The sequence below is a fragment of the Ensifer sp. Root31 genome, assembly GCF_001424825.1.
Lineage (GTDB): Bacteria > Pseudomonadota > Alphaproteobacteria > Rhizobiales > Rhizobiaceae > Ensifer > Ensifer canadensis.
The window spans coordinates 78,600-94,522 of sequence record NZ_LMCO01000056.1 but is presented as its reverse complement, the minus strand read 5'-3'; the positions used below and the strand labels follow the sequence as shown (position 1 = coordinate 94,522).

15 protein-coding genes and 1 riboswitch are annotated in these 15,923 nt (G+C 63.8%); of the genes, 2 read left to right on the top strand and 13 right to left on the bottom strand.

Going from position 1 to position 15,923, the window contains the following annotated elements; translation table 11 throughout:
* Positions 1 to 158: 158 nt before the first annotated feature.
* The gene (locus ASD00_RS31980; protein ID WP_025427774.1) at positions 159 to 512 is read left to right on the top strand and encodes a TfoX/Sxy family protein; all 354 of its coding nucleotides are present in this window, start codon (positions 159 to 161) and stop codon (positions 510 to 512) included.
* Positions 513 to 678: 166 nt separating this feature from the next.
* Positions 679 to 828, top strand: a riboswitch (FMN riboswitch).
* Positions 829 to 919: 91 nt separating this feature from the next.
* Positions 920 to 1,393 carry a 6,7-dimethyl-8-ribityllumazine synthase gene (locus ASD00_RS31975; protein ID WP_025427775.1) on the top strand — a complete coding sequence of 158 codons (474 nt, stop codon included), beginning with the start codon at positions 920 to 922 and terminating at the stop codon, positions 1,391 to 1,393.
* A 240-nt stretch (positions 1,394 to 1,633) separates the two neighbouring features.
* Here ASD00_RS31975 and ASD00_RS31970 read toward each other — a convergent pair whose 3' ends face one another.
* From ASD00_RS31970 to ASD00_RS31910, 13 genes are all read right to left on the bottom strand, one after another.
* Positions 1,634 to 2,911, bottom strand: coding sequence for a low temperature requirement protein A (locus ASD00_RS31970; RefSeq protein WP_025427776.1), 1,278 nt, complete (start codon positions 2,909 to 2,911; stop codon positions 1,634 to 1,636).
* A gap of 357 nt (positions 2,912 to 3,268) precedes the next feature.
* Positions 3,269 to 3,706: an RpiB/LacA/LacB family sugar-phosphate isomerase gene (locus ASD00_RS31965; protein ID WP_025427777.1), complete on the bottom strand. Its 438-nt coding sequence runs from the start codon at positions 3,704 to 3,706 to the stop codon at positions 3,269 to 3,271.
* A gap of 42 nt (positions 3,707 to 3,748) precedes the next feature.
* Entirely contained in the window at positions 3,749 to 4,516 is a 768-nt protein-coding gene (locus ASD00_RS31960; RefSeq protein ID WP_025427778.1) for a triose-phosphate isomerase, read from the bottom strand.
* Positions 4,513 to 5,298, bottom strand: a complete 786-nt coding sequence (locus ASD00_RS31955; protein ID WP_025427779.1) for a DeoR/GlpR family DNA-binding transcription regulator — start codon at positions 5,296 to 5,298, stop codon at positions 4,513 to 4,515. Before ASD00_RS31955 ends, ASD00_RS31960 begins: the two co-directional genes overlap by 4 nt.
* 104 nt (positions 5,299 to 5,402) lie before the next feature.
* Positions 5,403 to 6,341, bottom strand: coding sequence for a TIM barrel protein (locus ASD00_RS31950; protein WP_025427780.1), 939 nt, complete (start codon positions 6,339 to 6,341; stop codon positions 5,403 to 5,405).
* A 14-nt stretch (positions 6,342 to 6,355) separates the two neighbouring features.
* Entirely contained in the window at positions 6,356 to 7,195 is an 840-nt protein-coding gene (locus tag ASD00_RS31945) for a TIGR01459 family HAD-type hydrolase (RefSeq protein ID WP_025427781.1), read from the bottom strand.
* Entirely contained in the window at positions 7,192 to 8,478 is a 1,287-nt protein-coding gene (locus ASD00_RS31940; protein ID WP_025427782.1) for an FGGY-family carbohydrate kinase, read from the bottom strand. Before ASD00_RS31940 ends, ASD00_RS31945 begins: the two co-directional genes overlap by 4 nt.
* A complete protein-coding gene (locus tag ASD00_RS31935) occupies positions 8,475 to 9,527 on the bottom strand; it encodes a class II aldolase/adducin family protein (RefSeq protein WP_025427783.1) in 1,053 nt (350 codons plus the stop codon). Before ASD00_RS31935 ends, ASD00_RS31940 begins: the two co-directional genes overlap by 4 nt.
* A 12-nt stretch (positions 9,528 to 9,539) precedes the next feature.
* Positions 9,540 to 11,072 (bottom strand): glycerol-3-phosphate dehydrogenase, encoded by a 1,533-nt coding sequence (locus ASD00_RS31930; RefSeq protein ID WP_057211108.1) that lies wholly within the window; start codon positions 11,070 to 11,072, stop codon positions 9,540 to 9,542.
* Positions 11,072 to 12,109, bottom strand: coding sequence for a 2-hydroxyacid dehydrogenase (locus ASD00_RS31925; RefSeq protein ID WP_025427785.1), 1,038 nt, complete (start codon positions 12,107 to 12,109; stop codon positions 11,072 to 11,074). Before ASD00_RS31925 ends, ASD00_RS31930 begins: the two co-directional genes overlap by 1 nt.
* Positions 12,106 to 13,683 (bottom strand): FGGY-family carbohydrate kinase, encoded by a 1,578-nt coding sequence (locus ASD00_RS31920; protein ID WP_025427786.1) that lies wholly within the window; start codon positions 13,681 to 13,683, stop codon positions 12,106 to 12,108. Before ASD00_RS31920 ends, ASD00_RS31925 begins: the two co-directional genes overlap by 4 nt.
* Entirely contained in the window at positions 13,683 to 14,807 is a 1,125-nt protein-coding gene (locus ASD00_RS31915) for an ABC transporter ATP-binding protein (protein WP_057211106.1), read from the bottom strand. The genes ASD00_RS31920 and ASD00_RS31915 overlap by 1 nt, the downstream gene beginning before the upstream one ends.
* Positions 14,804 to 15,922 (bottom strand): ABC transporter ATP-binding protein, encoded by a 1,119-nt coding sequence (locus ASD00_RS31910; RefSeq protein ID WP_057211104.1) that lies wholly within the window; start codon positions 15,920 to 15,922, stop codon positions 14,804 to 14,806. The genes ASD00_RS31915 and ASD00_RS31910 overlap by 4 nt, the downstream gene beginning before the upstream one ends.
* Between the last annotated feature and the right edge of the window lies 1 nt (position 15,923).

Genomic DNA, 15,923 nt, shown 5'->3' with positions numbered 1-15,923 from the left:
ACGCGCAAAGGTCGCTGTAGCGCTTTGAAGTGCTGCATGTTTTTATCCCTAAATCGAATAGGATTTAAGGAAACATGCAGTAGCTGCCTTGCACATGCCGTGGAGAGATTGCCTGAACCGTCGAATGAAAAACAGCGCATTTTGCACCGGCGGCCGCCATGACTAAAGCGCAGCCGAGTGCGTTCGTCACCCATATCCACGAAGAACTCGCGGATATCGGTCCCGTTGACATAGGCCGCTTCTTCGGCGGTTGGGCCTATCTTGTCGCTGATCGCCAGTTCGCCATCAGCATCAAGGATCGCCTCTATTTCAGGGTTGATCAGCCCCTGAGAGATGCGCTTCTCAGCGAAGGATGTCAGCCGTTCACCTACAACAAGGGCGGCAAACCGGTGGTCGTGCACCGCTACTACGAAGCACCGGTCACTTGCCTTGATGACAGGCAGGCGCTGCTCCATTGGTCCGCACGCGCGATCGCCGCCGAAGACGAAGCCCCGCGTCGCGTCCGCAGATAAATGTCTCGTGGCGGCGACGCGGCACGCGGCCGAGGTCAGACTACGGCGGCTCCCGACGGGAACAGATTTGTCCGGGAGCGATACGGCACGGAAAAAATCTGTCGCGATTTCCCGGATTTTCGTCGCGTCATGCGTTTGACCAGGCACGGCCGATCTATATAGTCGCTCTTGTTCTCAGGGCGGGGTGAAACTCCCCACCGGCGGTAGCGATCGAAAGATCGAAGCCCGCGAGCGCTTCGGAGGTCTACTTCGGAGGTCAGCAGATCCGGTCAGATTCCGGAGCCGACGGTCACAGTCCGGATGGAAGAGAGCAAGCAGGAACGTGGACCCCACACCGGGGTTTCGCGCGCGTGCATGTTCGCCCGACGGGAAAATTGGAAACGCCAAACCCTGGAAGGCTTGAGACCATGACTATTCTTTCCCACCCCACCGCCAAGATTGCGATTGTCCGTGCCCGCTGGCACGCCGACATCGTCGACCGCTGTGTCGATGCCTTCGTCGCCCAATGGACGAAGTTCGGCGGCAGTGCCGCCGACGTCGAGATCTTCGACGTGCCAGGCGCGCTGGAAATCCCGCTGCACGCGCAGAAGCTTGCCAGGACCGGCCGTTACGCCGCGATCCTCGGCACCGCCTTCGTCGTCGATGGCGGCATCTACCGCCATGACTTCGTCGCTGGCACGGTGCTCGACGGTATGATGCGCGTCCAGCTCGATACCGACGTGCCGGTGCTGTCGGCCGTGCTGACGCCGCACAATTTCCAGGAAAGCGCGCCGCTGATCGCCTTCTTCCGCGAACACTTCGTCGCCAAGGGCGAAGAAGCCGCCAATGCCTGCGCCCAGATCCTCGACGCCCGCGCCAAGCTGGCGCTGCTCAACGCCTGATCTGCTGGCGGGCCGCAAGCCCGCGCCGTATCCGGCCGCCACCCCTCATCCGGCCTGCCGGCCACCTTCTCCCCGCCTGCGGGGAGAAGGCTAGGGTGAGGGGCAAGGCTCGCTCAGCGCTCCGATGCGCAACCATCGAGCCGCTTCGCGGCGCCTGCTTGAATCAACCTCTGAACCACCTGAATCAAGCCGCCAGCAACAGCCGGCAAACCGCTGTTTCGAATAGCCAATTCCCGGCGTTCAATGCACCGGCTCTGCCTCATCAAGGCACCGTTCCAGCGCCGCCATCCGGTGGCGATGACCGACCGCCTCGAAACCGACGACGGTCACGAACGGCGCAAACATCAGAATGATCAGGCAGATCGCCATGTCGACGCCCGCCATCGCGGCCGCGATCGACGCCGCAAGCAGCAGCATCGTGCCGGCGAGCAGCCAGGCATGAAGCGGTTCCGACTGCCGCAGCAGATAGGCATACATGCCGTAGACCAGAGCGATATAGGCCGCGACCGGGACCGCCACCGTCAACACGGTCGCAAGCGACCCGATATGCGCCTTGTGCTCGATGTAATAGGCGGCGACATGCAGGCCCGCACCGGTCGCAACGATCGCGGCGAAAATGAACATGTGACCATAGCCCCAGACGAAGGAGCGTCTGCGGTGCACGTGCAGGACCTCGGCACTCGGCAACAGGAAATAGATCCACCACATGCCGAAGGTAAGCCCGGTGCCCGCAAGGCAGACGAGCGCCACGTCGAGGTTCCAGCCCTCCCCATCCACCACCGCCGTGATCGAGGCGACCGTGCCGACGACGCCTTCTCCGAGCGCGATGATTGCCAGAAGGCCGTAGCGTTCCGCAATATGGTGGGCATGCCAGGGCGTGCCGCCATGCCGCGTCTCGGCGATATAGGGCCCGAGCATCTCGATGACGGTGAGCGCCACGACCATGGCGAAGGTGACAACGATCGAGAAGTCGACGAAGATCTGCACGACCCAGCCGAGTTGCGCAACCGTGATCGCTACCACATAGGTCATGCAGGCCTGCCGTCGTGCCGGATCTTGGCCGGCGGCGCGCAGCCACTGGAAGATCATCGCCACCCGCATGACGACGTATCCGAGCACCATCACGCCATTGTCGAGATGGGCACCCTCGTCGACCGAGCGGAACATGGCGGGAAGGCCGATCGCCAGGATCAGCACGCCGACCATCTGCACCATGGTCACGCACCGGAACACCCAGTCGTCGGTGTCATAGGCGGAAGCAAACCAGGTGAAATTGATCCAGGCCCAGCAGATGGCGAAGCTGGCGAAGAAGAAGCCGATCAGCCCCGCCTTGAAATGTCCTTCGGCCATCAGATGCGCAAGCTGCGATGCCGCAAGGCTGAAGGCGATGACGAAGGTCAGGTCGAACAGAAGCTCGAGCGTCGTGGCTGTGCGGTGGTGTTCGTGCGTGTCGCGGCCGCTCATGCGCGCCAGGCGGTGGCTTCCGGCATGCGGCGGTGTCGTTGGGGCGTCGGGCATGGGGCGGCATTCCTCGCTGACGTGACGATATGCAAGCATGTTCAAATATTTACAGAAGCTTCGTCAAGCCGGCAGTGCCCCGGCGGTCTGCCAAAACACCCGACAGCGCCGCGCCTCAAACATGACGCGCAAACGACGCTGAAACGAATTAGGCAGTGGCAAATCAGGAAAAGACGCCCGGCATCTCTGCCGGGCGTCTCGCCGCGATGCGCGAGGGAGGATCAACGTGCATTGCGGTATTAGAGCATTTCCAGGAAAAGTGCGAATCGGCTTTCCGCCAGGAAATGCGTAAAAACAAAGAGATAGAGCGGGTCTGTGGCTCCGTTTAAACCGGAAACGCTCTAGCAGTTGGCTCGCTTACTTCGCCGCGTCGAGACGATCGATCGCGTCGACATTGCCGGCCGACGGGCCGTTCGCGTCGAATTCGGAGGCGAGCCAGGTATCAACGATCGACTTCGCCAGCTCCGGCCCGATGACGCGCGCGCCCATGGTGATGATCTGTGCGTTGTTCGACTTTGCCGCCCGCTCAGCGGAATAGGTGTCGTGGGTCAGCGCGGCGCGGATGCCCGGCACCTTGTTGGCCGAGATGCAGACGCCGATACCGGTGCCGCAGAACAGGATGCCGCGCTCGTTGTCGCCATCGACGATGGTCTGCGCCAGCTTCTGCGACAGGTCGGCGTAGAAACCGGACTGGCTGAGGTCGCTGACTTCGAGGTCGGCCTTGCCCTTGAGATGGGCGGCGATGACGTCGAGCAAGGGCTTGCCGGCGCTGTCTGCTCCGATTGCGATCTTCATGATTGTTCCTTTCCGTCTTGTTGATCTGCGGGGTACGAGGGCTCAGATCGCCTTCGAGACGCGCTGCAGAATGTCGAGATAGCCATTGACGTCCCAGGCGGAGCGGCCGATGAACAGGCCGTCGATGTGCCCCTGGGTGATCAGTTCTTCGCAATTGCCGGGATTGACGCTGCCGCCGTAGAGGACGGGAACGCGCACGCCGAGCGCGCCTTGCGCCACGTCGGCGATCCGCTTATGGCGCTCGTCGGCATAGTCTGATGTTGCCGGAATGCCGTTGACGCCGATGGCCCAGACCGGCTCGTAGGCGAGCAGGATCGTCGCCTTGCGCGCGTCGCCTTCCAGCAGTTCCAGCGCGCCTTCAACCTGCCGCTTCAGGACGGCATCCGCCTCGCCCGCCTCGCGCTCGGCGAGCGTCTCGCCAATGCAGATCAGCGGCACCAGGCCGTGGCGCACCGCCGCTGCCGTCTTCAGGCCCACGGTACGGTCGGTCTCGCCGAAGTGCTCGCGCCGTTCGCTATGGCCAAGCTCGACCACATCGAGGTTGCAGTCCCTCAGCATCACCGGCGAAACCTCGCCGGTCCAGGCGCCGGCGTCGTCCCAATGCATGTTCTGCGCACCGACCTTGACGCCCGTTTGCACGAGCCGTTCCTTGACCTGTCTGACGGCGGTAAAGGGTGGAATGACGAAACGCTGGATGCGCTCGTCGCGCGCTCCGTCCGCTGCGGCCAGCCTCTCGGCAAAGACCATGGCCTCCGCCAGCGTCTTGTTCATCTTCCAGCTTGTGCCCACCCAGAGCTGCGGCTTGTTCATGCTTTCTCCGATGCTTTTCGATTGTCGACCGTCACCAGGGGGATTCCGGCCTCGCGGAGCGTCGCGGCATGCTCATCCGCCACCTCGGCGCCGGTCAGCACCGCATCGAAGGCGTCGAGCCCTGTCAGGAAATGCAGGGCGGAACGCCCGAACTTGTCGTGATCGACCATGAGATATTTGCGCGCCGCCGACTTCACCATCAGCCGCTTGGCCTGCACGACCTCCTGGTCCTGGTGGAAGGCTGCCGTTCCCGCGACTGCGGAGCTGGAGAGGAAGGCGATATCGACGCGCAGCGAGCGCAGCGCCTCTTCGGTGACGATGCCGAAAAAGCCGTTGAACTTCTTGCTGTACTGGCCGCCGAGCGCGATGACGTTGATGCCGGGCGCACCGGACAGACCGGTGATGACGCCGAGGTTGTTGGTGATGACGGTCAGCGGCCTGATGTCCCTGATGCAGCCGGCAATCGCGCCGGCCGTCGAACTGTCGTCGATGAGGATGCTCTGCCCCGGCTCGATCAGGCTCGCCGCATATTCGGCAATGCGGTTCTTCTCGGCGGCGGCAATCTTCTCGCGGTAGCGGAAATCGCTTTCGAACTGCGGGCTCGACTGGATCGAAGCGCCGCCATGCACCTTGCGCAACAGGCCAGCCTGTTCGAGATCGTCGAGGTCGCGATGCACCGTCATCTTGCTGACGCCGAAACGGAGTGACAGATCCTCGACGGACGCCGTGCCGGCCTCCATCAAAACATCCATGATCGCCTGTCGCCTGTCTTCCGGCTTCATCGTCATCCGCCTCGATCCCGATGCCGCGAGAGCGCGACATCACACCTGAGAAGATAACACCTTTATGTTATATTTCAATCTAGCTAATGATACTTTGTGATATTTCAGTGTGATTTTGATGATCGGTTGAACCCGGTATCGATGTAGGGCTCCCAGAACTCCACGGATTCGCGGATCATCTCCACAACGTTGTGGTCGGTCGGTTCCCGCTCGCGGAAGGACAGCTCCAGGCAGATCTCGTTGTCGGTGCCGCCGCCGGCCTTGACCGCATCGATCAGCTTCTCCGGCGTGATGCGGCCATCCCGGTTGTAGGCAGCGGTAAACGGCCAGTGCCCGCCCTTGTTCATCGACGACTGCTTGATGTGGATGATCGGCGAGCGCTCGGGAAATGCGCCCGCCCAGGCATAGGGGTCGATGTCATCGGGGTCGTCGGAGGTGACGTCGCCATGGTCGATATCGACCATCATCTTCATTGGGAGCGGCAACTCCGCCTCGGCGAGCCGCCGGTCGAGCGAGCGGCACTCGGCGATCGTGTGGCCGAACTCGCGCCCGACCGACATCGGTTCCCAGAACACATAGGAAAGACCGGCCGCCTTGCCGTGTTCCGCCACGTCGCGCCAGCAGTCGATGGCGATCTTCATCATCTCCTCGCGCCGGGCCGGGTCGTCATAGTCCCTCAGCGTGAAGATCGCAAACTGCGTGCCCATGCCGGATGCGCCAAGCTCGGCGGAGATATCGGCAAAGGTCTTGAACCAGTCGACATAGTAGCGTCGCACATCCGGGTCGGGGTGGCCGAAGTGGTTGAGCCTGCCATAGGGCCCGGTCATGCCCGAGGTGATCCTGACGCCGGTGCGGCTAAGCGCTGCCCTGAACTGACGGATGGTCTTGGAGATCGTTGCCGCCGGCCAGCCCGGATTGACGAACTCATGCGTCAGCTGCACGTAGCCGATGCGGATCTGCTCCCCGATTGTCTCGATCAGATCATCAGGCTCGGCAAAACGATTGACCAGCGGATTGGTGTTGAGCGACAGCGTGAAAGCCAAGACCGTACTCCTGACTACCAGAGAAATTTCGGGAGGATGAAATCGGGCGTGGCGCCATGCTCGGCAAAGAGTTTTTGCCGCTCCTTGTCGGAGGCATGCTCCAGTATCCCGGTGGTCACCAGCGCCGACTCAAGGCCGGCACTTGCCGCCCCGGCGATATCGTGTTCGATGCTGTCGCCGATTGCGCAGACGCGCGACGGATCGGGATGACCGAGAAAGTCGAGGGCAAAATCGTAGATGTCGGCGAATGGTTTTCCGATCCAGCGCACCGTGCCGCCGAGTTCCTCGTAAAGCTCCGCAATCCGCCCAGCCCCGAAAGCCATTCCGCTCTTGGTCAGCATCACCTTGTCGGGGTTGGTGCAGAGGCACGGCACGCCGCGCCGTGCCGCAGGCGCCAGCAGCGCCTCATAGTGCGACAGCGGCAGGACATCGCCTTCGCTCGCAGCCAGAAGCACGAAGTCCGCATCCGCGCCATCTTCGGTGCGCTCGAGGTCGAGCCCGGTGAGCGGCGACAGATCGCCGTCGCGGCTGACCAGCAGGCACTTTTTCGGAGGCCCGCTTGCCTGCCCGCCTTCCTTTTTCAGGATCTGCCACGCCACTTCGCCCGAGGTCAGGAACCAGTCCCAGCTGCCGGCGACGAAGCCGAGATCGACGAGACGGCGGTCGTTTTCCGCCGAGCGCTTGCCGGAATTCGAGAGAATGATGATGCGCTTGCCCTGATTCTTCAGCCGCACCAGCGTTTCGGCAGCACCAGGATAGGGCCTGCGGCCGTCGCGCAGCACGCCGAACTGGTCGATCAGAAAGGCGTCATAACGATCGGCGATATCGCCGAGGCCTGAGATGACAGTACTCATAACACACCTGCCTGTCTTGCACCGGCAAGCGCCAGCCGCGCCGTGCCGGCTGCGGCCTCTTCCGAACGTACCGTCAGGAACGGCACGCCGAGCTTGCGCGCGCGGATTGCCGACCACGCCGCATTTCTTGCACCGCCACCGACGGTGCGTATGGAACCGAGCTTGGGTCCGCCGAACGATGTCAGCCTGTGATAAGCAAGGCTTTCGATACCGGCGATGCCTTCGAAGATTGCCTTCAGAAACATCGCGTCATCCTCGGGTCGCGGCGTCAGGCGTGGCTCAAGATTCGGATCGGCGATGGGGAAGCGCTCGCCGGGCTTCGTCAGCGGGTAATAGTCGAGCCCGCTATCGACAGCCGGATCGATGCGGGCGGAAAGCTCATCGATGCGCTCTGCGGAAAAATACTCGGCCAGAACAACGCCTCCCGTATTCGATGCGCCGCCCGCCAGCCACATGTCGCCGATCCGGTGGCTGTAGAGGCCATATTCCGGGGCAAACAGCGCCCGGTCGGAAAGCACCTTCACCGTCAACGTCGTGCCGAGTGCGCTGACGCCATCGCCCGGACGATCGGCACCGGTCGCCAGAAACGAGGCACAGCCATCGGTCGTGCCGGCGACTAAAATGACATCCGGCGTCAGGCCGAAGGCTTCGGCTGCGGCCGCCGATATCGTCGCAACCGGCGCACCGGCCGGCAGCACCTCCGGCAGGAGATCGATGCGCGCGCCAGTTCGTGAGATCCACTCCGGCCAGCACCGCGCCACCGGATCGTAGCCGGTCTTCAAGGCATTGTTCTCGTCGGAAACGTCGTAGAGCCCGGTAAAATGCCCGGCGAGCCAATCGGCCTGATGGATGACACGGAAGACATCCGGCACCGATTGGAACAGCAGCACCTTGGCAAGACCGGAGGTTGCCCCGTGGGCGGCACTTTCCTTCGGTGCATGGGCGGCAATTGCGTCCAGCATCGTCCGGTCGGAAACCGGATCGTTGTACATCATCGGCGTGGCAAGCGGCGCACCGTCGGCGGAAACGGGCAGCATCGTGCCCGAGGTTCCGTCGATGCTGATGGCGCGGATCCGTCGACGATCGACCGCCTCGAGCACCTCGCCAAGCGCCGCCCGCACCGCCTTCCACCAGCCGACCGGATCGCGGTGGTCATCGGAAAAAGCGGCGAGCTTGGCCGCACCAGAGGCGACGATCGTGCCGTCAGGCACCATCGCCACGGAGCGCGCGCCCGACGTGCCGATATCGATGCCGACAACAAGGGCGTTCTGATCTCCACTCATTGCAGCGCCTGCCCTGCCCGGTTGAGCTTCTGGCGATATTTCTCCGCGTCCCAGCCGAGCAGTTCGGCGTTCTCGGCATCGCTCAGATAGCGAAGACGCCCATTTGCGGGAATGCGGGCCGTCACGTCGGCAAGGCAGCGCGCCATGGCGAGCGCGCCTGCGGAAATGGTCTTCTCGACCAGTACCCCCTTGCCGGGAAACAGCAGAAGCGGCGGCAGGGTTTCGCCACGTTCATTCCTGGCGGTCTCGATCGAAACGGCGGTTTCGCCCGGCGCGGCGATGACGGACCCCTTGCCGAGGAAGATGACATGGTCGGGATAGAGGCTGCCGCCGGCAGCAATCCGGCAGCTTTCGAGGTCGGTTGCGACCGCATGCAGTCGTGCGTCGTCGGGCAGGCAATAGCCACTGTCGACCGCAAGGCGGGACAGTGCCGCGAGATCGGCTGATGGCGCCGCCCGTCGCTGCGTCGTCAACCGGCGGGAGACCTCGGTCAGAAGGATTGCCGCATCGGCGACGGTCTCGGCGGCAACTGCAAGGCCGTGATTGCCGAGGATCAGCACCGACGTCTTCTCCTGCAGCCGCTCGGCGATCGCCTTGGCAAGCGGCAGCCCCGGCCGCGCATAGGGTACGAAGACATGCGGGATACCCGTCAGGCGTTCGGCAGCGATGGCCGCACCGATCGTCTGCACGGCGGTCGCGATGGTTTCGACGCAATGGACATGGATCACCACCTTCTGCGGCATCAGCGCATGTACCGTCGTCTCGATCGACGGCCTGAGGCCGGAAGGGTTCATTTCGGAGATGACGAAGTCCTGGGCTTTCTCGGCCGCGGGATCCATGCGATCCAACGCTTCGAGCAATGGGTCGAGCGCCACCGGCACCATGACGTCGCGCTGGCGCGCATGGGCAAGCCAGAGGCCGGAGGCCTTGATCCAGAGCGTGCCGACCTCCTTGATCGACGTGTTTCCGCCCGCCCCCTGCACCAGCAGCGGGTCGGCGCCGACCCGCGCCGAGATATCAAGCAAGGCCTCCAATTCCAGACTGCGCATTCCCACTCTCCTTCAGGCCGCCACTTGCTGGCGTTCCAGCCAGCCGGCGAAAGCCAGCCTCTCGGCCTGTGTCATTTGCAGGCCGTGTTTCGTCCGCCGTTCCAGTAGGTCTTCAGCCGTCGACGCCCATTCGTTGTCGATCAGGAAGCGCGCCTCGCGCTCGCGAAACAGCGGGCTGAAGACAGCGCCGAGGTCTTCGAGCGATTTGGCATTGCCGATCAGATCGTGCGTGCGCGTGCCGTAGAGCCGCGCGTAATGCTTGGCGAGGTCGGCCGTCAGCCAGCGATAGCGCGCCTTGAGATCCCCAAGAAACTGCTCGAAATCGGCATTGGCCATGTCGCCACCCGGCAAATGCGCCTTGGCGGTCCAGGCCGCACCCATCTCAGGGAAGAACGGTTTCAGCCGCTCGAGCGCATGTTCCGACAGCTTGCGGAAGGTGGTGATCTTGCCGCCGAAGACGGAGAGAAGCGGCGCCTGGCCGTTGGCCGCATCGACCTCGAAGATATAGTCGCGCGTCACCGCCGACGGGTTTTCGGCATTGTCGTCATAGAGCGGACGCACGCCGGAGAAGGAGTGGACGATATCGTCTTCGGTCAGTTGCTGCTTGAAGTAGCGGTTCACCGATTTCAAGAGATAGGCGATCTCGTTGCCATCGGCGGATACGTCCTCGGGCCGCCCCTCATAGGGGATATCCGTCGTGCCGATCAGCGCCAGGTCGTTCTGGTAGGGGTTGATGAAGATCACCCGCTTGTCCGGGTTCTGCACCAGATAGGCCTGCCGCCCCTCCCAGAATTTCGGCACGACGATATGGCTGCCCTTGACCAGTCGCACACTGCGGCTGGAATTGAGCCCGGCGATCCGGCCGATGACATCGTTGACCCATGGCCCCGCTGTATTGACCACGCAGCGCGCCTTGACCTCGGATTTCACGCCGGTGCGCAGATCCGTCATCTCCACCTGCCAGAGGCCGTCGACGCGACGAATGGCGCTGCAGGCGGTTCGGGTCAAGACGCGCGCGCCCTTCTTCTGCGCATCGAGTGCATTGAGCACAACGAGCCGGGCGTCATCGACCCAACAGTCGGAATATTCGAAGGCCTTGCGATAGTCCCGCTTGATCGGCGCACCCTCAGGCGCAGTGCTGAGATCAAGGCTGCGGGTGCCTGGCAGACGCTTGCGGCCGCCGAGGTGGTCGTAGAGGAACAGTCCGAGCCGCACGAGCCAGGCGGGCCTGTCGGCCGGATTGTGCGGCAGCACGAACCGCATCGGCCAGATGATGTGCGGCGCGGATGAGAGCAGCACCTCGCGCTCGATCAACGCCTCGCGCACCAGCCGGAACTCGTAATATTCGAGATAGCGCAGCCCGCCATGCACCAGCTTGCCCGAGCGCGAGCTTGTGCCTTGCGCCAGATCGTCCTTCTCGCACAAGAGGACCGAGAGCCCTCGCCCGGCCGCATCGCGCGCGATCCCCGCACCGTTGACGCCGCCGCCGACGACAAAAAGATCATATATTCCGGTCTCGGAACCCACGTTCTTGCCTCCCGTCATCAGCACGGATTGACCGGCGGCAGGCCGGCGATGTAGCGGCGCACCTCTTCGGCAGCCATCTCGGCGGCGTAGGTGACGGTGCGAACAGAAGCGCCGGCGATATGCGGCGTCAGTGTCACGTTCGGAAGCTGGAGCAGTGGCCAGTCCTCCGGCACCGGTTCGACAGAGAAGGTCTCGAGCATGGCCGCCGACAGGTGGCCGCTCACAAGGTTCTCATAGAGCGCGTGGTAGTCGCAGAGCGGCCCGCGCGCCGTGTTGACGAAGATTGCACCGGGTTTCATGTTCGCGAAGGTCTCGGCATTCATCATGTTCCGGGTTTCCTCGGTGACGCGCGGGTGCAGCGTCACAAGGTCGGAGCGCGACAGGAGGTCGTCGAGCGCCACATGCTCGACGCCGGCGTTGAGATCGTCGGCGCTCAGCTGCACATAGGGGTCATGCACCAGAACCTTTGTGCCGAAGGCCCGCAGCAGCCGCACCACCTTGGTGCCGATGTTGCCGTAGCCGATGACGCCGACGGTCATTTCCGAAAGCTCACGGCCGGTGCGGTCGGCGCGGTAGAGGTCGCCGCGCCACTCGCCCTTGCGTAGCGCCTCGTGGCCGGTGCGGATCAACCGCGTCTCGGCGAGGATGGCGCCGAGCGTGAACTCGGCAACGGCGCTGGCATTGCGGCCGGGCGTATTGACGACGCTGATACCGGCGTCGCGTGCCGCCGACATGTCGATATTGACGGGCCCGCCACGCGAGACGGCAACGAGCTTCAGCCCGGGAAGCGACGTCAGCATGCCGCGCGAGAGCGGCGCAAGCTGCGTCACCAGGATTTCCGCGTCGCCGATGAATTCGACGATATCGTCCGCCTTCCCCAGATATTCCTTGAGACCGTCCATGCCTTCGACGGCGTAACCATGCTCCATCGGCACATCCGGCCAGGGCAGCTCGAGGGTGCGGATCTCATGGCCGTCGCCGCTTGCTTCGACGATCTTGTCGCGAAACACGTCCGGCAGCATGAACCGGTCGCCGATGATGGCTATCTTTTTCATTTCAGTTCTTCCTGTTGTGATCCCGAGGCAGCATCCTGGGAAAGTGCGTGCCACACGGGTCGAAGCGCGATGCGCGACTGCTGGTAGGAGGGGAAGAGGCCGTCGTAACGGCGCGCAAGCGCCGCGTCGGCGGGCTCGGCAGCGCGCTGATGCGGCGACACCCAGTCACGCACGCATTCTGCCATCGAGGGGTAGATACCGAGGGAGACGGCCGCGATCATGGCTGCTCCTGCCGCCCCCGCCTCCTCGCGCTCGCTGGTCTGGACACTGGCCCCGAGCGCACCACCAAGAATGCGCCGAAGCGAGGCGCTACGTGCGGCACCGCCGGTCAGCCGGATGCGGCCCGGAAGCGGCCCCATCTCGGCGTAGCAATCGCGCGCGGCCATGGCGAGCCCGTCGAACACCGCCTTCACCATGTCGCCGAAGCCGTGGGTGATCGAAAGCCCGACGAAGGAAGCGCGCGCCGAAGCGTCGACGAAGGGCCCGCGCTCGCCCGCATCCGAAATATAGGGCTGGAACAGGAGCGACGTATCCTTGGCCTCCGCCAACCAGCCGTCGACATGGGACAGAAGCTCGCCCTTGGTCTTTTCGACGCCCATGCCTTTCAAGAGGCCGCCGGCGACCGACAGGATCCAGTCGATGTTGAGCGTTGCCGCCATGTTCGACTGCATCTGCGCATAGGTGTCCGTGATCGGCATGCACATGGTGTAGCCGGTGAGATCACGGTTGAGCCGCACGTCGTCGGCGCTCGTGGCAAGGCGCATGTGCATGCCGGTCGAGCCGATGATCGAGCAGCCGGTGTCGGTGCCTGGATCGTAGAGCCCGGCGCCAAGTGCCGTGCAGACGACATCGACATAGCCGAGCACCACCGGTGTGCCCGTGGGAAGACCGGTGGCGCCGGCTGCCTCCGACGAAAGCAGGTGGTGCGACGTTGCCCCGTCGACGATCTCTGGCAGGAAATGCTTGAGCTTCTGAAGGCCGAGAAAACGGATGACGTCGTCGTTGTAGCTGCGGGTGCGGAAGTTGCCGAAGGTGAAGTTGGCTTCGGAGGGATCCGTGGCACGCATTTGCGTCAGCTTGAAGTAGAGCCAGTCCTTGCAGTGAAACGTGGTTGCAACACCGGACAGCATTTCCGGCGCGTTGTCGCTCATCCAGCGCAGCTGCGCGCCTTGCTGGCACGCGGCAAGCCCGGAGCCGGTGCTGGCGAAACGCTCGACATCGCCGCTGTCGCCACGTAGGCGCTCCACCGTGTCGCCAGCACGCGCGTCGAGCCAGAGCCAGCCTTTACCGATGGGATCGCCCGCTCTGTCGATCATCCAGGTGCCGTCGCCCTGCCCGGTCACCGCGATCGCCGCAACACGGCCAGCGAGGTTCTCGACCCTGGCCGAAAGCTCGGTCAAGGTGGTGACCGTGTCGGTCCAGGTGCGATTGAGGTCCTGCACGCTGCCGGTCCTGCCGACCGCCTCGTACGTGTTCGGCACCGATGCCATGGCAAGCTGCCGCCCACCAAGGTCGAAGGCCACCGACTTGATGACCGACGTTCCCGCATCGATGCCGATGAGGATGTCGCGCATCAGGCAAGCTCCACGCCGTGGCTGATCGCCTTGCCGCTGTCACCGTCGAACACATGCAGGCTCGACGGATCGAGGTGGATGCCGATCGGCTGGCCGACGGCAAGTTCGGTGCGGTCATGCTCGACCAGCACCATGGTGCCGCCGGCAAAGTCTGCCGCGATATGCGTCTGGTCACCGAGCCATTGGTTGACCGCCACACGTCCGGAAACTCCGTCGGCGCTGCGGCGCACCGCATATGGCCGGATCCCGAGCACCACCTTCTGCCGCTTCATCAGCGCGTCGCGCACGGCATGGGAGAAATCCGACGCCGGATATTCCAGCCGCACGCCGTCCCTGAGGCCGAAGGCGACCTTGGCGTCCGAACCGGTGACACTCGCCTCGAACACGTTCATCGGCGGCTCACCGACGAAGGTGCCGGTGAAGAGGTTCGCCGGACGCTCCTTGATCTTCTGCGGCGTATCGAACTGCTGCAGCACGCCGCCTTCCATCACCGCGATGCGATCGGCAAGGGCATTGGCTTCTGTCTGGTCGTGGGTGACGAGGATCGCCGTCAGTCCGCGTTCCTTGATGTAGTGCTTGATGCGGCCGCGCAGCACGGCGCGCAGCTGCGGCTCGAGCTGGCCCATCGGCTCGTCGAGCAGGTGCAGGTTGGCATCACGGATCAGCGCCCGCCCCAGCGAGGCGCGCTGCTGCTGGCCGCCGGAGATCGAGCTCGGATAACGCCCGAGAATATCCTCGATCTCGAGCAGCTTGGCGATACCAGCCACCTTCTCGTCGACGACGCTCTGCGACAGCTTGGACGCCTTGAGCGCAAAGGCGATGTTCTCGCGCACCGTCAGCGGCGGATAGAGCGAATAGCCCTCAAACGCCATGGCGACGTTGCGGCGCACCGGCGCAAACGTCTGGACTTCGCGTCCGCCAAGCGAGATCGTGCCGCGCGACACCGCCTCGAAACCGGCGATCATGCGCAGCGTCGAGGTCTTGCCGCAGCCGGACGAGCCAAGCAGCGCGATGATCTCGCCCTTCCGGACGTCCATGTTGAGCTTCTTGACGGCGTGGACGCCGTAATCGACCGGACCATAGAACTTATCGACGTCCCTGATCAAAAGAGCGGTGTCGTTCATGCCGCTTCTCCATTGCGCTTGGATGCGATGTCGGCGCGCGGCAGAAGCCGGCCGCTCGCCTTGTCGAAGAGGAAGGCGTGGGCACCGTTGACGGCGATATGGGCCGGTCCTGCCACCGGTCCAGGCGTTCCGGCCGGACGCGACACGAGGATTTCACGGCCGCGCGCGGTCATCGCCAGCGTCACGGTCTTCTCGTTGAGCGGCGTTTCCGCCTCCACCGTCACCGGGATGGCGCCCGGCGCCGATGCTTGGACAAAGACGATGCTTTCCGGGCGCAGACCGAGAACACAAGGTTTGCCCGAGACATCGCCGTCATAATCGGCAAGCCGCACCCGGACGTTGGAGAGTTCGACGAAGACACCGTCACCGCTCTTCTGCGGCGCCACGTCCAAAAGATTGATCGTCGGATCGCCGAAGAGCCGCGCGATCTCGATGTCGGCGGGTGCGTTGTAGATTTCCTGCGGCGTACCGATCTGGCGGATGCGCCCCTGCGACATCACCGCGATCCGGTCGCCGAGCGCCATCGCTTCCTTGTAGTCCTGGGTCACGTAGACGACGGTAGCACCTTCTGCTGCCAAAAGGCGCGGCAGTTCCAGCCGCATCTCGAAGCGGAGTTTCGCGTCGACATTGCGCAACGGGTCGTCGAGCAAAAGCAGCGGCGGCGAGCCGACCAGCGCGCGGGCCAATGCCGTGCGCTGCTTCTGGCCGTTGGAAAGCGCCTTCGGGTGATGGCTCAGTACATGGTCGATCTTCAGGAGCTTGGCGACCTTTTGCACGCCCGCGGTGATCGCATCCTTCGACGACCGCGTCGCCGTCAGCGGGCTGGCGATATTGTCGAAGGCGCTCATGTGGGGAAAGAGCGCGAAGTTCTGGAAGGCCATGCCGACACCGCGGTGTTCGGCATCGACATCGGTCATGTCCTCGCCGCCGATCAGCACCCTGCCCTCGTCGGGCTCGATGACGCCGGCGACAAGGCGCAGCAGCACCGTCTTGCCGGCGCCGGACGGGCCGAAGAGCACCAGGCGTTCGCCATTGGCGACATCGAGCGACAGGTCGTCGAGAACCGTCTGGCTCTTGTAGCGCTTGACGATGTTTTTTAGGTGAAGCGTCGTCATG